General features: G+C 54.7%; 17 protein-coding genes, 1 tRNA gene, 1 pseudogene and 1 riboswitch. Of the genes and pseudogenes, 14 read left to right on the plus strand and 5 right to left on the minus strand.

Annotated elements, in window-relative coordinates; all coding sequences use genetic code 11:
* Window positions 1-78: 78 nt before the first annotated feature.
* A riboswitch (cobalamin riboswitch) is annotated at window positions 79-400 on the plus strand.
* Between the two features lie 139 nt (window positions 401-539).
* The 7 genes and pseudogenes from TDIS_RS02115 to TDIS_RS02145 all read left to right on the plus strand — a co-directional run bounded on the left by TDIS_RS02115 (window position 540) and on the right by TDIS_RS02145 (window position 11308).
* The gene (locus TDIS_RS02115; RefSeq protein ID WP_068668839.1) at window positions 540-2459 is read left to right on the plus strand and encodes a TonB-dependent receptor plug domain-containing protein; all 1920 of its coding nucleotides are present in this window, start codon (window positions 540-542) and stop codon (window positions 2457-2459) included.
* 215 nt (window positions 2460-2674) lie between these two features.
* A pseudogene (locus TDIS_RS10775) lies at window positions 2675-4411 on the plus strand (cobaltochelatase subunit CobN); the annotation flags it as partial.
* Window positions 4412-4478: 67 nt separating this feature from the next.
* Entirely contained in the window at window positions 4479-6155 is a 1677-nt protein-coding gene (locus tag TDIS_RS11370) for a cobaltochelatase subunit CobN (protein WP_153303726.1), read from the plus strand.
* Window positions 6152-7348 (plus strand): adenosylcobinamide amidohydrolase, encoded by a 1197-nt coding sequence (locus TDIS_RS02130; protein ID WP_068668843.1) that lies wholly within the window; start codon window positions 6152-6154, stop codon window positions 7346-7348. Before TDIS_RS11370 ends, TDIS_RS02130 begins: the two co-directional genes overlap by 4 nt.
* Window positions 7345-9108 carry a hypothetical protein gene (locus TDIS_RS02135; protein WP_153303727.1) on the plus strand — a complete coding sequence of 588 codons (1764 nt, stop codon included), beginning with the start codon at window positions 7345-7347 and terminating at the stop codon, window positions 9106-9108. The genes TDIS_RS02130 and TDIS_RS02135 overlap by 4 nt, the downstream gene beginning before the upstream one ends.
* Complete coding sequence (locus TDIS_RS02140; RefSeq protein ID WP_068668847.1) at window positions 9105-10475, plus strand: ABC transporter ATP-binding protein; 1371 nt, start codon at window positions 9105-9107, stop codon at window positions 10473-10475. The genes TDIS_RS02135 and TDIS_RS02140 overlap by 4 nt, the downstream gene beginning before the upstream one ends.
* Window positions 10472-11308, plus strand: a complete 837-nt coding sequence (locus TDIS_RS02145; RefSeq protein WP_068668849.1) for an energy-coupling factor transporter transmembrane component T family protein — start codon at window positions 10472-10474, stop codon at window positions 11306-11308. Before TDIS_RS02140 ends, TDIS_RS02145 begins: the two co-directional genes overlap by 4 nt.
* A gap of 4 nt (window positions 11309-11312) precedes the next feature.
* Here TDIS_RS02145 and TDIS_RS02150 read toward each other — a convergent pair whose 3' ends face one another.
* A complete protein-coding gene (locus TDIS_RS02150) occupies window positions 11313-12170 on the minus strand; it encodes an MBL fold metallo-hydrolase (RefSeq protein ID WP_068668851.1) in 858 nt (285 codons plus the stop codon).
* Window positions 12171-12236: 66 nt separating this feature from the next.
* Here TDIS_RS02150 and TDIS_RS02155 point away from each other — a divergent pair, with 66 nt between their 5' ends.
* The 3 genes from TDIS_RS02155 (at window position 12237) to TDIS_RS02165 (ending at window position 15390) form a co-directional block, all read left to right on the plus strand.
* On the plus strand, window positions 12237-13676 hold the full coding sequence (locus TDIS_RS02155; protein WP_068668853.1) for a WD40 repeat domain-containing protein: 1440 nt from the start codon (window positions 12237-12239) through the stop codon (window positions 13674-13676).
* 186 nt (window positions 13677-13862) lie between these two features.
* Window positions 13863-14609, plus strand: coding sequence for an ABC transporter ATP-binding protein (locus TDIS_RS02160; RefSeq protein WP_068668855.1), 747 nt, complete (start codon window positions 13863-13865; stop codon window positions 14607-14609).
* Complete coding sequence (locus TDIS_RS02165; RefSeq protein ID WP_068668857.1) at window positions 14596-15390, plus strand: ABC transporter permease; 795 nt, start codon at window positions 14596-14598, stop codon at window positions 15388-15390. Before TDIS_RS02160 ends, TDIS_RS02165 begins: the two co-directional genes overlap by 14 nt.
* Here the strand turns inward: TDIS_RS02165 and TDIS_RS02170 are convergent.
* The 4 genes from TDIS_RS02170 to rbr all read right to left on the minus strand — a co-directional run bounded on the left by TDIS_RS02170 (window position 15374) and on the right by rbr (window position 17856).
* Window positions 15374-16147, minus strand: a complete 774-nt coding sequence (locus TDIS_RS02170; protein ID WP_068668859.1) for a prenyltransferase/squalene oxidase repeat-containing protein — start codon at window positions 16145-16147, stop codon at window positions 15374-15376. The two genes, TDIS_RS02165 and TDIS_RS02170, sit on opposite strands and share 17 nt — an antisense overlap.
* A 19-nt stretch (window positions 16148-16166) precedes the next feature.
* Window positions 16167-16853: a haloacid dehalogenase type II gene (locus tag TDIS_RS02175; RefSeq protein WP_068668860.1), complete on the minus strand. Its 687-nt coding sequence runs from the start codon at window positions 16851-16853 to the stop codon at window positions 16167-16169.
* A gap of 301 nt (window positions 16854-17154) precedes the next feature.
* Window positions 17155-17230: transfer RNA gene (locus tag TDIS_RS02180), tRNA-Ala, on the minus strand.
* Between the two features lie 50 nt (window positions 17231-17280).
* Window positions 17281-17856 carry a rubrerythrin gene (rbr, locus tag TDIS_RS02185; RefSeq protein WP_068668862.1) on the minus strand — a complete coding sequence of 192 codons (576 nt, stop codon included), beginning with the start codon at window positions 17854-17856 and terminating at the stop codon, window positions 17281-17283.
* Between the two features lie 108 nt (window positions 17857-17964).
* On the opposite strand from rbr, the gene TDIS_RS02190 reads away from it, so the two are divergent.
* The 4 genes from TDIS_RS02190 to TDIS_RS02205 are packed head-to-tail and all read left to right on the plus strand — an operon-like array spanning window position 17965 to window position 21434.
* Window positions 17965-18909, plus strand: a complete 945-nt coding sequence (locus TDIS_RS02190; RefSeq protein ID WP_068668864.1) for a glycosyltransferase family 2 protein — start codon at window positions 17965-17967, stop codon at window positions 18907-18909.
* On the plus strand, window positions 18906-19778 hold the full coding sequence (locus TDIS_RS02195) for a lysylphosphatidylglycerol synthase transmembrane domain-containing protein (protein WP_068668866.1): 873 nt from the start codon (window positions 18906-18908) through the stop codon (window positions 19776-19778). The genes TDIS_RS02190 and TDIS_RS02195 overlap by 4 nt, the downstream gene beginning before the upstream one ends.
* Complete coding sequence (locus TDIS_RS02200) at window positions 19771-20409, plus strand: MarC family protein (RefSeq protein WP_161939456.1); 639 nt, start codon at window positions 19771-19773, stop codon at window positions 20407-20409. Before TDIS_RS02195 ends, TDIS_RS02200 begins: the two co-directional genes overlap by 8 nt.
* Window positions 20406-21434, plus strand: coding sequence for a histone deacetylase family protein (locus tag TDIS_RS02205; RefSeq protein ID WP_068668868.1), 1029 nt, complete (start codon window positions 20406-20408; stop codon window positions 21432-21434). Before TDIS_RS02200 ends, TDIS_RS02205 begins: the two co-directional genes overlap by 4 nt.
* Window position 21435 lies beyond the last annotated feature (1 nt).

Consider the following 21435-nt stretch of genomic DNA (forward strand, 5'->3'; position numbering starts at 1 on the left):
GCGGGGAGTTTGGGAGTATTGAAAGAGAGGGAACTTGACGACCTAAAAAATTTAGGTAGTTATAAGAATATAAAAAAGTAGACAAAAAGGTCTCCGGGTGCCCCGCCCCTTTCGAGGCGGCGGGGTTAAACGGGAAGCCGGTGAGAATCCGGCGCTGGCCCGCAACCGTGACCGGGGACGAAAGCCGCTGGAGGTCGGGCCTAACAGCCCGGCCTCTCGCCCGGGCGCTCGAGGGGGTGAACCCGAAGGGTTCCCGGGTGGGCCGCGGGGTCGCAAAGGGCCCTGTGGCGACAGGCCACTGGGTGGGCCACGGACGTAGGTAGTCCGTAGGCCCCCTGGGAAGGCGCGGCGAGTAGGACGATCCGGAAGCCGGGATACCGGCCCGGGGGCCGAGAAAGGGAGCGGAGCTTCGAGGCTAACTGCTCCGTTCCCGAGTCGGAGAACGTGCCTCTGGGCCGCGGACCAGAGGCCTCTCCTCCTCGGGAACATTTCCTCGAAGCTCCCTCCTTCGAAAAAAACTTTGCGAAGGGGGGAGGCGTATGGCGAGAAGTTTTCTTCTGTTTCTGTTGGGCATGCTGGTCTTCGGATTTGCCGCGCCGGTTACGGCTCAAACCTCCGCGGAGGAAGGAGCGGAGGTAGTGGTAACCGCCACGCGAGTTGAGACCGATGTGCGACACCTTCCGGACTCGGTGACGGTCATCTCCCGTGAAGACATAGACCGGCGGGAAGTCCAAGGGCTATACCAAGCTCTTGAGACCTATCCTTCCATATCCATCAAACACAACGGCTGGCTGGGACAGTGGGGTTATCTGAGGCTTCGAGGAGGAAAAAGTCAGGATACAGCGGTGCTTTTTGATGGCGTACGTCTCTATGATCCTTCTTATCCCGCCAATGATTTCGGAGATCTCTGGTCCTGGTTCGATGCCGAAAATTTCGAACGTATAGAAATTGTGCGTGGTCCCCAAAGTGCTCTTTATGGGTCCAACGCCATGACCGGGGCCGTAAACCTCATTCCCCGGAAAGGCGGAGGCCCCTTTGAGGCCCGCTTCAAAGGCGGTTACGGTCGCTACGATACTTGGCGTGGGACGGGCCATGTAAAAGGCTCCCTCGGGCCCCTCGGTTATTTCGTAGGAATCTCGGGGGTGAACACTGATGGTCTCTACCGAGATTCCGAATTCCGTCAGTCCACCGTAGACACTAATCTAAATCTCACTCCCTTTGCTAACTCCTCAAACCGGATCCTGAAGACCCTCAAACTCGACTACACTCTCCGCTACGCTTACGGGTATCTCAATTACGGACAGTGGGACTGGAAGAGCTTCAGAGCCTACAACGATCCTCATGCCGAACGCCGTCAGATCATCTTCCTCAATCATTTTACGGTGACTTTAAAACCTACTAAATGGTGGAACAGCAAATTAACTGCAGGTTACCATTTCACTAAAAGAGACTATCTTGACCGGGACGACGGGGTTCTGGCCTACAGAGCCGACGGCTCTCCGGTGACCGATAGTTACATGGATGGTCTTTATCGCGGAAAAGTCTATCCGGTGATCTTTCAAAACGACTTCTTTTACAAGGATTGGGTAATCCTCTCGGCTGGCATCGAATATTACAAAGAAAAAGGAGACTTTTATAATGCCTCTTCCTGGGGAACCAAGGAGTATGACGACGAGGTTTCGACTACCTCTTATTTTGCCAACCTTTTCCTATTGCCGATGGATGAGCGTCTCGCAGTGAACTTAGGGGCTCGCGTGGACGATCACGAAGAATTTGGCACGCACTTCACCTATAAGGTGGGCATGGCTTACTTCCTTACGGATACCTTGAAGATAAAAGCCAATTTAGCCACCGGTTTTCGGGCACCTTCCCTTTTCAATCTATATGATCCTCGCTACGGCAATCCGGATCTCGATCCGGAAGAAAGCACCGGCGGAGACATAGGTGTGGAACAGGAGCTTTTCGGCGGAAAACTTCGCTGGTCGGTCACCTGGTTCAACACCCACTATGAGGAACGCATAAGCTTCAACTATGCCACCTGGCATTACTACAATTCTGGAGGCGGAGTAGCTACCGGCCTTGAAACCGAAATAGAAAGTCGGCCCTATTCGTGGCTTTCCCTAGGGCTAAACTACACCTACACCGAAGGCCAAGAAGACGACACCGAAAACCTGGCCCTGGTGCCGCATCATCAAATAGGGGCCAGGGTCTCCTTTGAGTGGCAAAAATTACGTTTGAATCTCTACTACAAGTACGTAGGGCGCCGCCCGGCTTACGACCACAAACATATGATTGCCGACTATAGCCGAGTGGACCTCACCGGGAGTTACGCCGTCACGGACTATGCTGAAGTGTTTTTCCGGGCGGAAAATCTCTTTGATGTGGACTACGAATGGGCCGCTGGTTATCGAGCCCCGGGCTTCAACCTTTTTGCGGGTATCAAGCTGAAGACCTTTTAAAGGCGTGAAGATTAAAGAGTCCCCCACCAAGCCCCACCCTTCCTCTCCTACCCCGGGGCGGGGGTCTCATGCCCTGCTCCGGGGGCTTTTAACATCGCTTTTCCAAATCAACCTATTTCTTCTTTCCCTTCGCTACAAAGGAGCGTTTAGATGGAGGCCTATAATTGGTATCAGCCGGAAGTTAATAAAATTTCCCGAGGAGGCCTTTTAACACCATGTTAAACCTCCTATATTATACTTCAACCGGTACGGAGTTGCCCTCCCTCGAGAGGGCGGTAGCTGAGCTTCGGGCCGCAGGCCTACGCCTTAAGCTTGCAGTTTTCACCCGGGAAAGGGCTACCCTTGAGCGTAAAAAGCTTGAGGAGCTCGCCTCCCAGGCTGCAGCCCTAGTACTTGTCCCCCACGGAGGCGAGGAGAGCCTCCCGGGACTTGAAGGCCTTGTCTCTCGCTTCAAAGGCGAAATCATCCATGTGCAACCGGTCTCCGGAAGTCCGGCGGATCTTGAGCTAGTAGACAAATACGCCCGGCCGAAGGACGAGGCCTTTGGAGAGCGGGTCCGTTACCTTACCCTTGGTGGCCCGGAAAACCTCAAGAACTTCCTGCTGAAACTCCTTTCCGAGCTCGGCGAAGACGTGCCCGTAGCCGGTACTCCGGTTCCGTCTCCCACCGAAGGGATCTGGCACCCGGAAGGAGGCTTCTTTCCGGACCTTGAGACCTATCTCGACTTCCTAGAGCGGCGCTTTGGAAAAATTCCTCGCCCACTCGTGGGAATCTGGTTCTACCAGGGCTATTTCGTAAACGGGGATCTTGAACCGGTGAAAGATCTCGTCCAGGAAATCGAGGGCCTTTCGGCTGGGGCGCTTCCGGTCTTCCATCGAAGGTTCGTCTCCAAAGGCGAGGGGCTTCCGCCGACCGAGGTAGTGGAAAAGTTCTTCAAAAAGGAAGGCCTCAGCGTAATCCAGGCTCTAATCAATCTCCAGCCTTTTTCTCACCGACTCCTCTGGCCGGAGACTGAAAGGATCTATCCTGACCTCGATGTGCCCGTGCTTCAGGGGATTGTAAGTTTTGCTTCGCGCAAAAACTGGAAGGAATCCCCGGCAGGGCTCTCACCGCTTGAGGTCTCGGTTTCCGTGGCCCAGCCGGAGTTCGACGGCACTCTCATCACCTATCCTGTGGCCGGAAGGGATCAGGAAGAGGTCTCCGAGATCCTGGGGATCCCCATTCCGCGCCTAAAAACCATACCGGAGGGGGTGCGCAGGCTTGCGAGGCTCGCCGTAAACTGGGCGCGCCTTAAACTTGTCCCCAACCGGGAAAAACGGGTAGCCATTGTCTTTCACCATTATCCTCCTCGTGAGGACCGCATGGGCTGTGCCTTCGGACTGGACAGTTTTGAGTCCGTAGCCCGGCTCGTAAGGCGCCTTGCCGAGGAGGACTACGCCGTTGAAAAAGTATACGAGTCAGGCGAAGAGATCGCTCAAGAATTTCGAACCCGGCAAATTTACGACCGCCGCTATCTCTCGGAGACGGATCTCCTGACCAGGGCCCTCGTCAGGTGGCCGGTCGAGCGATTTCGTCCATATTTCGAACGGCTTCCGGAAGAAGCAAAGAAAAAACTTCGAGAGGCCTGGGGAGATTTTCCCGGCAAGTTTCTGGTCTCGGAAGGACAATTTCTCTTTTTTGGGATCCGGAATGGAAACCTGCTTCTCACACTTCAGCCCCCGCGGGGAAAGATCGAAAAGCTCTCGGCTGGCGACATCCACCGTCCGGACCTCCCGCCGCCCTATCATTATCTGGCTTTTTACACCTGGCTCAGGGAGGAATTTGGCGCCCAGGCCGTGATCCATGTGGGCAAACACGGAACCCTAGAGTGGCTTCCGGGGAAAGCCGTAGGTCTTTCCGAGGGCTGTTTTCCAGAGCTTGCCATCGCAGATCTTCCCAACCTCTATCCCTACATCGTAAACGATCCCGGGGAAGGCACACAGGGCCAAACGCCGAAGCTACGCCGCTATTCTAGATCACATGATCCCACCGCAGATGCAGGCCGGGCTTTCCGGCGAGCTCGCCGAACTCGCGGATCTACTGGAGGAATACCGCTCGCTTGCGGAGGAAAACCAGGCCCTGGCCGAGGAAACCCTGCGACGGATTCTTGCTAAAGGAAAAGAAACCGAGATCTTTAGCGAAATTTCAATCGGTTCCGAGGAGGCCGAAAGAGATCCGGAGAAATTTCTTTCGGCGCTACACGACTACCTAGAAGAAGTAGCCGGAACTTATGTAAACCGAGGGCTTCATGTGTTGGGGAGGGTTCCAGAAGGTGAAGACCTGGAGGAAACCGTACGGGCCATTCTGGAACATTCCGGAATGAGTAGAGAAGAGGTGAGGGGGCGTCTCTCGGGGATCCCGCAGGAGATGGCGCATCTGGTAAATGGGCTTTCCGGGGGCTTCGTGCCCCCGGGGCCCTCGGGGGCACCCACGAGGGGAGCGGTGGAGGTGCTACCCACCGGACGCAATTTTTTCTCCGTGGATCCTCTAAGGATCCCGACCCGCACAGCCTGGGAGCGAGGGGTGCGCCAGGCCGAGGCCCTGCTAGAAAGACATCGGCGGGACCATGGCCGGGTGCCCCGAACACTCGCCATGGTGCTCTGGGGCTCACCCACCATGCGTACCCGGGGCGAAGATTTCGCCTGTGCCCTCTGGCTCCTCGGGGTTCGCCCCCGCTGGAAAAACGACGGACGGATCTCCGGGGTGGAGGTGGTGCCGCTTTCCGAGCTCGGCCGGCCCAGGGTGGACGTCTGTCTTACGGTGAGCGGGTTTTTCCGGGACGCCTTTCGGAACTTGATGGAGCTCTTCGACCGCGCAGTGGCCGAGGTGGCTGCTATGCCGGAACCCCCGGAGATGAACCCCTTGGTGGAGGCCCTTAAAAGAGATCTTGAAGAACTTTGCTCCCAAGGACTTTCCCCGGAAAGAGCTCGCAGACTTGCCCTATTTCGGGTTTTTTCCGAACCTCCGGGGGCTTACGGCACCGGGGTGGAGACGGTGCTTGACGCCGGAGCCTGGAAGAGTCGGCGGGATCTTGCCGAGGTTTTCCTTTCCACTATGGGCCACGCTTACGGAGAAGGGGCTTACGGAGCCGAAGCCAGGGAGGCCCTCCGCGGAGTGCTCTCCCGCACAGAGGTCACTTACAAGAACGAGGATACTCGGGAGATTGACATCCTTTCCTGTGATTGCTTCAACGCCTATCATGGAGGCCTAAATGCCACGGTGGAAGCTCTCTCTGGTCGCAAACCGGTTTCTTACTCCGCAAGCACCGCCGACCCGGAGCGCCCGGTGGTACGCACCACCGAGGAGGAAATGCGCTTTCTTTTCCGGATCAAGGTTTTGAACCCCCGCTGGATCGAAGGCCTGAAACAGCACGGCTTCAAGGGCGCGGGTGACCTCTCCCGGGTGGTGGACCTCATCTTCCAGTGGGACGCCACCAGCGATGTGGTCTCGGACCGCATGTACGAGGAGTTGGCCCGAACCTACGCCCTGGATCCCGGAATGCAGCGCTTCTTCCGAAAACATAATCCAGCGGCTCTTCTTAACATCGCCGAAAGGCTCCTTGAGGCCGCAAACCGCGGCCTCTGGCAGAACCCTGATCCTGAAGTCCTTAATCGCCTAAAGGACCTGGTGCTAGAGATGGAAAGGGAGCTTGAATGATCGAAGTAATCAAACCCTACGAAGGACTGGTGATAAAGCGCGGGGAAAGGATCCTCTTCGGGGAATTCTTAAAGCCCCATACCGTGATCTCCACCTGCCGGGTAAACGGCGGTCTTAGGAGCGGCCTCAGGTTCGTAGCCAATCATCAGGCCTGCGAGCCCAAACCCCATCCCGAATGCGGGCACGGGGCCTGTCTGGCCAGCCGTGAGCCTAAGCGCTATCACCGTCTAATCTGCGAATATCACGGACTGTCTCCGGAGGAAACCGCCCTCCTTGGCACGGCGGCCAACATGGCTCTAGCGGGCTTCGCGCGGAAGACCTTTCGGGGCCTTACCGTCTTCTGTGCGGCCACTGCCGGGGTGGAGACCAACGCCGGAAGGGCCGGGGACCCGGCCTCCTTCTATGAAGAGGATGGACGTTTCATAAAGATTTCCGACGAATCTTCCTTAAATAAGGCCCCGGCCTGCGATCGACGTGGAACCATCGTGCTCATGGTTTTTGTGAACCACGCCCTTACTCCCGGGGCCCTGGTGCGCGCGGTCAAAATGGCCACTGAAGCCAAGGTCACGGTACTCGAGGAGCTACATGTGCCTTCGCGTTACTCCTGTGGCCGGGCCACAGGTACCGGCACGGATCAGATCGCAGTGGCGGCCCTTGAGTCCGGAAGACGCCCCCTTTCCGGTGCAGGAAAACATGTGAAACTCGGAGAACTGATCGCCCTTTCTGTGCGCGAGGCCCTTTTTCAAGCCCTGGCCCTTCAGAACAAACTTACCCCTGACCTCATACGCTACGCCCCGCGTCTTCTCGAGCGCTATGGCCTGAATGAAGAGGCCTTGCTTGCGGCCCTCAAGGATTACCTTCCGTCTCCGGTCTACGAGTGGCTCGTTCGCAATGTGCGTCCGGTTTTCGGAGACCTCGGACTAGTCTCTCACCTCATGGCCTATCTTCACCTCTGGGACCAGGTGTGCTACGGCGTGATACCGTCCGAGATAGCCGGTGAGGTCCTCCTGGACCAGGCGGCCCTTATCGCCTGTGCCCTTTCTCAGCGGCGAGGAGATTTTGGCCGATACCTTAAGGAGCTTGCCCAGCACAAAGCGGACCCGAAAAAACTCCTCCTTGCGGCCCTGGCTCTAGGATTTACCGCCAAGTGGCACCATCCTCTGGGGCAGGCCGTAGGCGTGATCCCTGGATGAAACGAATTGGTCACCTCTCAATAAGGGGCTGCTTTGTCGTAGGGCTGGCTCTCCTTATGGTTTTAGGGTTAGGGGCCTGCCGAAAGAGGCCGGAGTCCCAACCACAGGTTGTCTTTGGCCCAATGGGCTTGGAAATTTCAGGACTTCCCGAAAAGACTCCGGTTAAGCTATACGATACTTCGGGAAAGCTCCTTCTAGCATATCCTCCGCTTCCTAGCCGGGATCTCCTCCTAATTTTTCCCTGGCAGCCGCGTGAAACCTACCACCTTGTGGCAGGAAGTTTCTCTTTACGGCTTCAAAGCCCTGATTCACGGCCCCTAGCCGAAATCGAGGTCTTTGCCCCTCTTGGAAGCCCGGGAAGACGATTTTTGATCTTTGAGACGGGTCCCATTAAGCCCGAGGAGTTCGTCATCCTCTCAAAAGACCCCTGCCCGGAGGTGGGCTTCCTGATAACTTCCTTTGTTTCTGAACTTCCGGTGCGTATTCCAACCTTCGAGAAAACCCTTGTCCTTTCCGGAGAATTCGATCGGCACCTTTTTCACCACCGGATCTGCCTCGCACCCGAGGTTCCACGTAGGATCACGCTGATCACTGGGAAAAGGCGTCTTTCCCTGCTCTTCAAACGAATGGTCTTTGATCTCAAAGGCAAGGTCAAACTCGTCTCTTGGCGAGTGCCCACCGAAGAGTCAGGTTATAGCCTACGGTATAGGCGAGAAGGGCTTCTAGTGGTTCCGAATCCTCTCTTCGAGCGTCTGGGTTATCTTTTGGGAATAAAGGCTCAGGGATTTTCCCGCTACGCCCCCTTTGCCTATCAGACCTTGGTCCTCAAAAATCTCACCGGCTCCCCGCTCAACCTCCTGGTGAAAGCCGACTTTCTGGACCCCAAGACCGGGAAGCCGGTTCCAGGTTTTTATCCCCCGCGCTTCGGCATGATCGGGCACTTTAAAAAACCCCTGGCCCTGGTGTATCTTCCCCCACATGGAAATGCGCAGGTGGTCCTGCCCATTTACGTGGAGGGCGTGTCTCCAGGCGAGTATGTGGCCCGGGTGGCGGTCTATCCCCTGGGAGAGGAAAAACCCCTTTTCGTTAAGGCGCGTCGGATAGGAGTCACCCGCGGGAGCCCGTGGCTTGCCGCCGGGCTCTTGATGATCCTGGCCACTGGGGCCCTTTATAGCGGGGCCATTTTCCTCGGTCTTCGCCGGCTCCTTTCCGGCTTCAATCTCCGAGAGCTCTCCCTGGTGGCCTTGGCCGGGGCCGTGGCCTTCGGGCTGGACTTCCTCGGGGGGCTCCTCTCGAACATCCTCTACGCCTTTCTCGGTCCTTTCAACATTCTGGTCGGGGGGCTCGTCACCGAGGTGGTGCACTACGCAGTCTTCACCGCGGTGCTGGTATTGGTGCCGAGGCCGGGGTTCGCCACCCTCTCCGGACTCCTACATTACCTCATGGGCCTTACGCTTTTCGGAGGCTTGCGGGCTACGGATCCCTTTTTCCTCGGGGCCAGGTTATTTGTGATCGAGGCGTGCCTGTTTCTCTTCCGAGGTTACCGCAGACCCTGGGGCGGGCGCACGGTCCTGGCCCTGGCGATAGCCGACGCCATAAACACCCTCACCTCTCTCGTCCTTCACATGACCTTTTACCGGCTCTTTTTTCCGGGCTGGTACCTCTGGCTTTCGCTTCTCGTAAAGGGCTTCCTTTACACCCTCATCGGGGCCTGGCTCGGCGCCCGCATGGGGAAACACCTCCTGGGAATGGAGCGATGAGGAAGGCTTCGATCAGGGTAAAAAATCTTTCTTATCGCTATCCCGAAGGAACGGGTCCGGCCCTTGAGGGCATAAGTTTTGAGGTCCGGCCTGGGGAAGTGTTTCTTTTGGCTGGAGAAACTGGTTCCGGAAAGAGCACCCTTCTTTCCGTGCTATGTGGTCTCATCCCGGCGGAATCCGGGGGCGAGTTCTCCGGGAAAGTGGAAGTGCTGGGGCGCCAGTGGCCGGTTGCTCCCGGGGAGATCTTTCCAGAGGTAGCGGTTGGCTTCCAGAACCCAGCAGAACACCTCCTTGCGGAAACGGTCTTTGCCGAGGTGGCCTTCGGACTTGAGAACCTGGGGTTTTCCCCTCTGGAGATTCGGAAGCGAGTGGCCGAGGCCCTGGAAAGTGTGAATCTTTCTGGTTTCGAGGACCGAAGGCTTTCTGAGCTTTCTGGAGGCGAGCGCCAGCGGGTGGCCCTGGCCGCGGCTCTCGCGGTGAAACCCCGGTTGCTTCTTCTCGACGAACCTCTGGCCCAACTTGACCCTCAGACGGCCCACAGGGTGATGACCATTCTGCGGACCTTAGCGAACAATGGCCTCACGGTGATCCTTGCCGAACACCGGTTAGACCTGGCCCTCGGCTTTGCCGATCGGGTATGTTTTCTCGAAGGTGGACGCGTGGCCTTCTGTGGACCGAGTAAAGATTTCCGCCCCCCGGCCCGAAAATTTCCTCTTTTGCCCCGAGCCCGCCCCGGAGAAGTGCTGATAAGCCTGCGGGATCTGGCTTTTGCCCGTCCCGGAAAATCCGAGGTCTTCCGGGGGATTACCCTTGACTTTCGTGCCGGAGAAAGGGTGGCCCTTTTAGGGCCCAACGGCTGCGGTAAAACTACTTTTCTACATCTTTTGGCCGGGCTCCTAGAGCCCACCGCCGGTCGGATAGAGATCCGAACTAAAGCCCCAACCGGAAGCCTTCTCGTGGGGCTTCTCCTTCAGGATCCGGATCTCATGCTCATAAGAGAAAGCGTATACGCGGAGCTAGCCTTTACCCCGGAAAACCTAGGGCTTTCCGAAAAAGAAATCCAGCGTCGGGTTAAATTGGTAGCTGAAAAGCTGGCCCTTTCCGATTTCCTTGATAGGGTTCCCTTTGCCCTTTCCCGGGGTCAACGTCTGCGGGTAGCCCTGGGCTCGGTTATCACCGGCCATCCCCGCATCTTGCTTCTCGACGAACCCACCACTGCCCAAGATCCTCGGAACACCGCCCGCCTGCTCGCTACGCTCTCGGCGGATCTCGTGATCTTCTCCACCCACGACGAGGAGGTGGCCCGGGTACTGGCTACGCGCGTGCTGCGCTTCGAAGATGGGGAGATCAGGGAGGTCAACAAATGAACACCAGAAAACTTCACCCCTATACCAAGTTCGGAGTCTCGTTTCTGGTCTCCGGACTCTCGGTGATCTTGGACCGACCCCTCTCCCTTGCGGTCCTGACCAGCCTAGCCCTTGTCCTTCTCCTGCTCTCAAGACCCGGGCGACAGATCCTTAAGACCTACCTCTTACTTACAGTGACTACCGTCTGGGGGATCATGGTGAGCCAGGGACTCTTTTATCAGGAGTATCCGCGCACGGTGCTCTTCTGCCTGATACCCCCGGGAGAACACTTCGCTGGTTTGTGTTTCATAAAAGAGGGTTTCCTTTACGGGTTGATCCAGTCCCTGCGTCTGGTGGCCGCCCTTTCGGCCGGCCTCTATCTCGTGACTTCAACCCCGCAGGAGGCCTTCTTCCGAGCGGTCTCGGCCCTTCCGCTTCCTAGAGGACTAACGCTTATGGCGGTCTCGGCCGTGAGGTTTCTACCCACGGTAGCTGAGGACCTCAGACTGATAAGGAAAGCCCTGCGTTTAAAAGGTTACCGGCCCTTGAAACGGGGAATCCTCTACACGATCAAGGTAGAGCTTTCAGTAATCTACCCGCTGCTTTCCCAAGCGGTGAGGCATTCGCGCTCCTTGGCCGACGCCCTTCTCACCAGGGGCTTTGATCCGTTGTCTCCCTCAAGGAGGCTCTTTCTTTCCCCCTGGCCCAGGCCTGAAAAGATCTTGACCGTACTCCTTTTGTTGTTGGGTTTAGGGGTGTTCGTTCTCAAGGTTTTGTTTTGGCTTTATCTCCAGGAGGTCCTTTATGTTGAAAGCCTGCGTCCGCTCTATGCCCTGGTGCGCAACTTTCTTTAAAACTTTATTTTCGGAGCTTGCGCCTTTTTCTTTCGGCTTCAAGAAGGGTCTCCGGCTTTCCGGAAAATTCCGCCCCGGAGACTACCTGGACGCCGCGGCCTTCAGCAGCCTCAAAAAGGGGCTCAGCCCAACGCCGCCAGTAAAGGTCCCGGAGGAGATGATGGTCAAGGATAAGGTTTCTCGGGGAAACCTCACGGAGAATGCGAAGAAGGTTCGCCCGGGCTACTTCCAGGGCCTTGAGACCAAAGCGCGGCCCCAAGTAGGTAGATGGACCGTCCACGAAAAGGATATCTGGTCTTTGAGTCAAAATGAAATCCACGGCCTCTTCCAGTACCGGGCCGGAAACATCCGAGGAGTGAAGGAAGGTCGTCCCGCCTTCCCGCACCGCCACCGAGACCACGCAGCCGAAACGGGCCTCCGGTCCATGCCAGAGCGGTCCGGAAACTACGATTTCTCCCCCGAGAAGCTCAATTCGCCGTCCCTCAGCTACCTCCCAGCGGACTCCGGCCCGGATAAGTCTCTCAATAAACTCCCCGGCTCGCCGGGCCTGATTGCGATTGATGTTCCGCACTGGATCCTTGATGAAGAGGAGTTTTCCCTGAAGATCTCCCGCCCAGTCCGGGCTGTAGTGGTCGAAATGGTAGTGGGTGATGAAAACGATCTCTGCTGTCCGGAGTCTTTTCCGAATAAGCTCCCGGAGTTCGGCCAGCCTCGCAATCTCGATCTCGTCCGGGGGAAGGCCGTAGCGCTTCGGACCGAGAGCTGCTCCGGGGTCTATGAGGATCTTCGTTCCGCAGGCCTCCACCTCCACCGCCATAGAGCGCACCCCGAGGCTCTCGGAGGCCAGCACCTCAATCCTCATAACGCCCATCAGGATAGCCGCAAAAGCGTTCTCTGGAAAGCTCTCAGAAGGTTCCTCGTCAAGATTGTGATCCTGGCTCTATTCTTGCTACCTCGTATGAGTTTCGCCGAACGGTTTCGGGCCTTTGGGCTGAACCTTCTTTGGGAACACCCCCTGGGCGACATCTCCTTTCATGTGCGGGCCGGCCATACCCCGGATTCCTTCGTACGGTTTTCTCCGGACGGACGCCTCCTGGCGGTGGGCACCTTGAAGGGGGACCTTTTGGTCTTTGAAAGTCTCACCGGAAAACTTGTTCTCCGGAAGAAGATACCCGAGGCCATGGTGAAACGAGTGGCCTTTTCTCCAGACGCAAAGCGCCTCTACTACGGAGAGCAGAGCCCAGAGGGCGCGGTGTGTGCCCTTGAGCTTCCTTCCGGTAAAACCCTCTGGTGTTTCCGCACCGCCGGGGACCTCCTGCGGGGGGAGCCTCCTCTCCCAGGGGATCTCTACGGTATTTACCGGCTTCCCGGCATATACCGGCTGAAAATCTTACGGGACGGCGATCTTCTCGTGCTGGGCATCCACTCTTGGTACGACCGAAAGCTCCGGATTTGGCGCAGGCTTTCGCGCCTTTATCGCTTAAGCCCTAAAGGGAAGATACGCTGGGCCTATCCCTCAGACGGTCCGGCCCCGGTAAATATCATCTACGCGGACTCCGATCCTTCCGGAAAAAGGGTGGCCTTGGTGGCCCTTCTTCCTTCGGAATATAAGGAAGATCTCTCCTTAAAAGGACCACCACCTCAGAGCTTCGTGGCCCTTGATGGAAGAACCGGAAGAAAGCTCTTTCATTTCACGCTTTCGCCCTTGAAACCTTACTTCGACCGGGTTTCGGCCTGGGAATCGGTGGCCGTTTCTCGAGATGGACGCTTCGCTATACTCGGCACCACCGATGGAAGGCTTTTTGTCTTTGACCTAGAGAAGAAGAGCCTCCACCGCCTCCTCACCCTGGCCACTCCGATCATCCTGGGGGGGTTTCCGGTTTCGGCCTCCCTGGGGTATGGTCTCTTCGGGCCGGATGGCCTCATCTATGTGGTCTCCGGTGAAAGCACTCTGCCCTACGGTCTGCCTCTGGCCGTAGATCGGCCGGCCGGACCGCACCCTGCAGCGCGCACCCTTTTTGCCGTAGACCCCAAAACAGGGGCCATCCTCTGGCGCTTCACCTCACCCGTAAAGCTCCAGGGACTTTCTTCCGACGCCACCGGACGCACCCTTGCGGTATGCACCGGAGCCTTCCGCAAAGAGGCTTTACGGGTACGCCAGTTTGGCGTGCTGGTCTTCGACCTCAAAAAGGAAGGGGGCGGCCTTTCCAAATTGGTGGGTTATTTTCCCACCGCCGGGACCTGTTTCTTCCATCTGGCAGTCTCTCCCGACGGCCATCTCATCGCGGCCGTGGAGACTCCCTGGCGCGACGAAATCGGCCGCCTTTACGGCAAACACCGCCTCCTCGTCCTCCGCCGATCTCCCTAAGGGCTCACATAGAAGACCGATTATGGTGTGTCCATAGTGCCCCCTCTTGACTCGGAACTCAAGTAGAAAACTGTCCAGATGACCAGACTAAGGGGTCCAGAGCCTCATCCAAGATCCTCACACCGGTGGAATTAATTTGACTCTTGCCATCCGAGGACCATTTCCATTAAAGTTTAAGTCCCCCTCATGGAAACCGTGCTTGAGGTCCGGAACCTGGTCAAGGATTTCGGAGGCCACAGGGCCCTTTCAGGGGTAAATTTTGTCCTTTCACGGAGAGAATTTCTGGGAATCATCGGCCCAAATGGAGCCGGAAAGACCACGCTCCTCAACTGCCTTCTCGGCCTGATCACCCCCACGAAGGGAGAAATCCGGTTTTTCGGTCTCGAGCTCGAAAAACACCAGGTCTATATCCTTTCCAGGATTAATTTCGCCTCAAACTATGTAGGACTCCCCTTATCCCTTACCGTCTTTGAGAATCTTGTGGTTTACGGTCTGCTTTACGGGGTTTCGGAAATAAAGGCCCGAGCCGAGCGGTTGCTCAAGCTTTTCGGACTGTGGGAAATGCGGAATCAGAAGACCCGTCATCTCTCCTCAGGTCAGATGATGCGTCTATGTCTGGCCAAGGCCCTGATGAACGATCCAGAGGTGCTGCTCCTTGACGAACCTACCGCCGGACTTGACCCGGAGATAGCCGAAAGGGTCCGCAAATTAATCAAGGCTTATCAAAGAGAAAAGGGCCTTGCGGTCATCTTCACCTCCCACAATCTACACGAAATGGAAGAACTCTCGGATCGTGTGATCCTCCTCAATAAAGGTCAGATCCTCGCCGAGGGCCCACCGCAGGAACTCTGCCGCCGTTTTGGGGCTAAGAATCTTGAGGAAGCCTTCTTCAAGGCCCTAGATCTTTGGGAGGCCGAGAATGTTGAGGGCTAAAAGGATTCTCGGAGTAGTGGCCAGACAGGTCTTTCTCTATCGACGGAGCTTCAGCCGAATCCTGGATCTCTTCTACTGGCCCACCATGGACATCCTTCTCTGGGGTTTTCTTACCCTTTACCTTGAACGGGGAACCCTCCATCTTCCCCGTTTTGTTTCCTTCTTCCTGGGGGCCCTCATCCTCTGGCACATCCTCTACCGTTCCCAGATTGCGGTCTCGGTATCCTTCCTTGAGGACATCTGGTCCCGTAATCTCCTCAACCTTATGGTGGCCCCTTTAACCCTTACGGAATACATGCTCGGTCTTATCACCGTAAGCCTAATCAAGGTCTCTTTAGCCTTCACCATCATGGCCTCGCTTGCGGGTCTCTTTTACGGCTTCAACATCTTTAAGCTCGGGGTAAGCCTCATACCTTTCGTGGTGAATCTTTTGGCCCTTGGTTGGGCCATAGGTTTTGTGACCATAGGCTTTATCTTCCGTTTCGGGCAGGAAGCCGAGATCCTGGCCTGGGCTTTGGCCTTCGTGTTTCTGCCGCTCTCGGCAGTTTTCTATCCGCTTTCGGTGCTTCCGCCCATTATCCGGGATCTAGCTTGGTTTACTCCCTCGGCCCATGTCTTTGAGGGCATGCGGGCCGTAATCGAAAATGGCACCATCCCCTTGAGACACCTTATCTGGGCCACGGGGCTTAACCTCGCCTATCTCTCCTTCGGGGCTTGGTTCATGCGTCGCCAGTACGAATATGCCCGCGAGAAAGGAACCATTCCTAAGATAGGAGAGTAGGGAAGCGAAGCAGTATCCAGAGGCCATAATAAGTGGTTTCAAGAAAGGAGACCCCTCCAGGGGCCCGAGCAAAGCCTCCGTCCTTTCGGTGGGTGTTGAGGACGAAAAACTTGAGCCCTTCGGGATCTCGTGGCCTTAGTCCCAGGGCCTTCATCAGACGACAGGCAAAATAGGTATTCTCTAGATATGAGGTAGTGCCCTGAAAAAATCCAAAACCGCCATCCGGGTTTTGAGATCCGATAATAGTATTACAAACTTCTGCGGAAAAGGTATCCTCTTCTAAGATTTTGAAGAGATAATAGAGATCTCTTAAGGTCCGAAAGGTCAGCCTTCGAACGTAAATTCTCAAACTCAAAAGTTCCCCTGGTTCCGCCCCCAGCAGTCTTTCTATTTCCGCAAGGGCGGCCAGCGCAGAAAGTCTTTGGGGAGGACGCTTGAGGCACTTTTTTATTTGACTTTTGAAATCTCCAGGAGGACTTCCTCCGAGCCAAAGGAGGCTTTTGAGCCACTTTACCTTAACTTCCGGCGACATTCGCCGGAAATCTTGCTCGAGAAGGAAATTTAAAGTCCGAACATCGGATCTTAATCCCCCGCAAGTTTTTAAACCTGCAAGGGCAAAATAGGTGTCTTCTACCGTGGCCGGAAGTCTAGGGGTAGATCCGAATCCTCCAGTTTCCTTCCTCCTGGAAAGGATGAATCTCTCGGCCCCGACGATGAGTTCTTTAAAGAGTAAAGGTCTTCCCTCCACTGTGGGCATCTCTTAAGGAGATATCTTCTCACAATGGTAGAGCAAGCAATCCCGAAAGGTCCGAAACCACCAAGTCTGTTTCGACTTCAGTCGGAGGTGTGGCCCCATAAGGGTCGCGTCCGGGACGTTTCACCCAGCAAGTCTTAAGCCCCAGCTTTCTAGCCGGGGCAATATCGTGAAAGAGGCTCTGCCCTACATGGAGAATACGCTCTCGGGGTTCCCCAATCCTTTCAAAGGCCAGTTCGAAAATCTTCGGATCCGGCTTGTAAGTCCGAGCCTCCTCCGCAGTCAACACCAGGTCAAAATCTACCACGAAGTGTTTAAGGGTTTCAGCCATGAGGTCACGGTCAATGTTAGAGATGATGCCAAGCCTGAAGCCCCGATTCTTGAGTTCACGAAGAATAAAGTTCACCTCCGGAAAAGGAGGCCACTCCGGAAGGCTCTTTACCAGCAATTCTTCCTCGCCTGGCTGAAGATCAAACCCCAGTCTCTCCCTCAGACCTTTGAGAACCAGACAAAGGACTTCTCGATAGGGACGGTATTCTCTTTCGAACCGACTCTCAAGTTTCCCGTAAGCCCGCAGAACGCTAAGGGACTCTAGTTCAAGACCAGACCTTTCCAGCAAAGGGGCGATGGTCTCTAGTATACCCGTTTCCCAGTCGATCAGGGTGCCGTAACAATCGAAGGTTATCCAGGAAAAGATCCTCTTGTTCATCGTAAAACGATTTAATCACTTTATTATACCATCAACATAGACGATACCCTCTCTGGAGGGGAGGCCAATCTCATATTGTTTCGTCAAGTGTGTCTGGGAGTTAAGAAGTCTCCTGCGTAAGCTCCCCAAGGGCTTCGGGTTCTCACTTCCTTAACTTAGCCCTTTCGTTCGAACATGCGTTACGGGGAGCGCCTGCGCATGGTTCAGAAGATGCGCCAAACATCTTTAGGATCGAGCTTTTTCAGCGTCTTGAGGGCAGAACGGAGGTAATAACCCTTGGTACGCCCCGTGAGGCGGGCTTTGGTGGAGCCGGCGGGACTTGAACCCGCGACCTCGTGAATGCCATTCACGCGCTCTCCCAACTGAGCTACGGCCCCACCCGTAACGGGTACAAAGTTAACCGTAAGCCGAACGCCTGTCAAGCCTTTTACCAGTTTTCACAGACCGGCTCAAAATACCCCTGCGGATGGGCACAGGCCGGACACTCTTCCGGAGCTTCAGGGCCCACGTGAATATAGCCGCAATTACGACAGCGCCATACGATCTCTTGGTCCCTTTTAAAGAGGGTTCCGCTCTCAAGCTTCTCAAGCAAAGCCTGGTATCTCTTTTCATGAAACTTCTCGGCCTCGGCAATAGCCCTTAAAACTTCCGCAATCTCAGGAAACCCCTCTTCTTCAGCCACCTTGGCAAATTCGGGATACATCTGAGAATGTTCGTAATTTTCACCTGCCGCTGCCGCCTTCAAATTATCAATAGTGTTACCGATCTTTCCGGCCGGAAAACTTGCCGTAATCTCAACTTCGCCTCCCTCCAGAAATTTAAAAAGCCTCTTTGCGTGCTCCTTCTCCTGCTCAGCCGTTTCAAGAAAGATATGTGCAATGCGATGATAACCCTCCTTTTTGGCCTGAGAAGCAAAGTAGGTATAGCGGTTCCTGGCTTGGGATTCTCCTATAAAGGCCGTAAGCAGGTTCTTTTCAGTACGAGTCCCTTTCAAACTTTTCATCTAAAACCTCCTTGAATTTTTTATTAAATTAGAAATAATTTAATATTTGTCAAGCCCCTAATAACCTTCCTTGCATTAACCTCAGGGCCTAGGTATAAGGTGTAAGTTATGGAGCCTTATGTGTCCATAGTAATTCCAGCTTACAATGAAGAAGAAAACCTCCCTCTTCTTTTGGAAAAACTTGGGCAGGTCCTCCCTAAAATTGGGAAGCCGGCTGAAGTTATCATAGTGGATGACGGTTCAAGAGACGCTACCCCAGATATCCTTAGAGAGGCCAGTCGGCGATATCCTTGGCTAAAGGCCATTATCCTAAGGAGGAACTTCGGTCAAAGTGCGGCTCTTACGGCAGGCATAGATCACGCCAAAGGTCAAGTTTTGGTAATGATGGACGCCGATCTTCAAAATGACCCTGAAGATATTCCGCGTCTTCTGGCCAAACTTGAGGAAGGCTATGATGTAGTTTCTGGATGGCGCAAAGATCGCAAGGATCCTTTCCTTTCCCGAAAACTTCCTTCCAGGATTGCCAACTGGCTCATCGGTAAGATCACCGGGGTGAAAATTCACGACTACGGCTGTACCCTCAAGGCCTATCGCCGAGAGGTCATTCAAGGTATCCCTATTTACGGAGAATTGCACCGTTTCATCCCGGTACTGGTTGACTTTCGGGGAGCGCGCATTACCGAAATCCCGGTCAAACACCATCCCAGACGTTTTGGCAAAAGTAAATACGGACTTTCCCGAACCTATCGGGTACTTCTCGACCTCTTACTTATGTTCTTCTTTCAGCGTTTTGCCACCCGGCCACTGCATCTCTTCGGGTTCACCGGGGGTTTTATGTTTGCGGCCGGCTTTTTAATCGAACTTTATCTCTCTGCTCTCAAGATTCTTTACGGCCAGGAAATCGGGCATCGACCATTACTTATATTAGGAGTCCTCTTAATTATTACCGGAATAAATCTCATCGGAACGGGACTGCTTGCCGAACTCATCATACGGACCTATTACGAAAGCAGTGGCCGGAAAATATATCTGATAAGGGAGATCGTGGCTTGAAAAAGCTGGCAAGTTTTGTCTTTAGGCTCCTAATAAGCCTCGGGCTCCTCGTCTATCTCCTAAAACGCACGGATTTTGGAGCCTTAAAGGAGGCCTTCCTAGCTTACTCTCCCCTGTGGTGGCTTGTAGGATTTCTGGTTTACATCGCCTTTCAGGCCTTGAGTGTCTGTCGTTGGCAGTATATATGCCGAGCCTTGGGGTTTGACAAAAATTACCCCTATTTCGCCCGACTCTACCTCATAAATATGTATTTCAATACTCTACTGCCCGGACTCATGGGAGGGGACGTCATTCGAAGTTACTATCTGGCAAAGGATGGCTTCGGACTGAAAGAGGGTTCCTTCAGCGTAATCCTTGATCGAGGGGCCGGGCTTTTCGGGCTGTGCTTTATCCTTCTCTGGGCCCTTCCTCTTTGGGGAGATTTTCTCCCTCCCAGAGTTTACGTTTTCATCCTGCTTTCCGCTTTGGGCATTATTTTAGGAGGTATCGCAGTATCTTTGGTGGCCACCTTCCGCGAAAAAAAACTGCTCTCGCCTTTGAAGTGGCCCACCTCGCTGGGGCTTTTCGCCTATGGTTTCTCTGTCCAAATACTTTATGTCCTCCAGTTTGCGCTCATGGCCAGAGGTCTTGACCTTTTCGTAAGTTTCAAGGACTTTCTGGTCATTGTTCCGGTAACCGGTTTCTTGGCCTCCTTGCCGATAAGTCTGGGAGGCCTGGGGGTAAGGGAGGCCAGCCTGGTCTATTTTCTGGGATTAAAAGGCATTCCCCAGGAAAAAGGTCTTCTTCTCGGATTTCTGATCTATTCCACGGTCCTTGTGGGGGCCATCCCCGGAGGGATTCTCTACCTTAAAGGGCGGGTCCGTGATTGAAGCCGGTTTTTTTATCAAAACTTTAGTGGCCATTTTTGTAATCGTTGATCCTGTAGGAGGAATTCCCTTATTTTTAAGCCTTACCGCCGACGAAACGGAAAAGGAAAGGATCATGACGGCGTTTAAGGCCTCGCTGGCAGCTTTTTTAGTGCTTTCCGTCTTTATATTTCTCGGAGAGAAAATTCTCTCCCTTTTTCAAATCTCTATGGGTTCCTTTCGGGTAGCCGGAGGAGCTCTTTTATTTCTGATCGCTATTCAAATGCTTCAGGCCAAACCCCGGAGCACCAAGAGCACCCCTCCGGAGGAAGCTGAGAGCCGAACCAAAGAAGACGTGGCCCTGGTACCGTTGGCGGTACCCATATTGGCCGGTCCCGGAGCCATTACCACGGTAATCGTACTCGCCGGAGGTGAACCTTTAAGCATAAAACTTACGGTCTTTCTGGCCTCGGCCTTGACTTTCATTTTAACCTTTTTGATCTTCTCTCAGGCCTCAAGGATGGCCCATCTTCTAGGACAGACCGGGGCCAATCTTCTAGTGAGACTTATGGGTTTACTCCTTTCTGTGATCGCGGTGGAATACATAGTAGAAGGACTAAAAGAACTCTTTCCCATTTTAGGAGGTGGTCCATGAAAGTAGGCATCGTTTACGACGAAATCTTTTTAAAACACCATCCCGGTTCCTATCATCCTGAGCGTCCAGAAAGACTCGTTAAGACACTAGAAAGGCTTGCCCAAGAAGACGTGTCCCCCCTTACAGAATATCTTTCACCGCGGAAGGCTAAAAAAGAAGAAATCCTCTGGAATCACAGCGAATCCCATTACGAACGGGTAGCCGCCACCGCCGGCAAGACGGCTGTGCAGCTTGACCCCGATACCGCCACTTCGGAGGATTCCTTTGAGGCCGCCCTTTACGCCGTAGGGGCCCAGTTCGTGGCTCTGGATGAAATTTTCAAGGAAAACTATAAAGCGATTTTCTGCCTGGTAAGACCTCCCGGGCATCATGCCGAAACCGACCAAGCTATGGGGTTTTGTCTATTCAACAACGTAGCCCTGGCTGCGCATTACGCCATCAAAGTCCTCAAACTCTCCCGCGTCCTTATCGTAGATTGGGATCTCCACCACGGAAACGGCACCCAGAGATCCTTTTATCATACTTCAGAGATCCTTTATTTCTCCACCCATCAGTTTCCCTATTATCCCGGTACCGGCAGGATGGAAGAAGTGGGCCACGGTGAGGGTGAAGGATTTACCATAAACGTGCCTTTGCCCGCAGGCTGTGGAGATGCGGAGTATCTCCTGATTTTTAAAGAAGTACTGAAACCTATTGCCCTGGAGTATCGCCCAGAAATCGTAATGATCTCGGCTGGATTTGATCCTTACCGGGAAGACCCTTTAGGGGGTATGCAGGTCTCGACTGAAGGCTTCGGAGCCCTGGCCGGAATCATCCAAGAGATAGCGGAGGAGACTTGCGGGGGGCGTATACTCCTTACCCTGGAAGGAGGTTACAGCCTCACCGGGCTCTCCGAAAGCATAGCCGAAGTCATAAAAGTGCTCGCCGGGACGAAAAAGCCGCAAGCCTCCCCTCCCCCATCCGGCTTAGGTCAAGAGCTGGTCTCTCAGGCCAGAAAATTTTTCTCAAAGTACTGGAAGCTTTAGG

This window comes from Thermosulfurimonas dismutans, assembly GCF_001652585.1.
GTDB classification, from domain to species: domain Bacteria; phylum Desulfobacterota; class Thermodesulfobacteria; order Thermodesulfobacteriales; family Thermodesulfobacteriaceae; genus Thermosulfurimonas; species Thermosulfurimonas dismutans.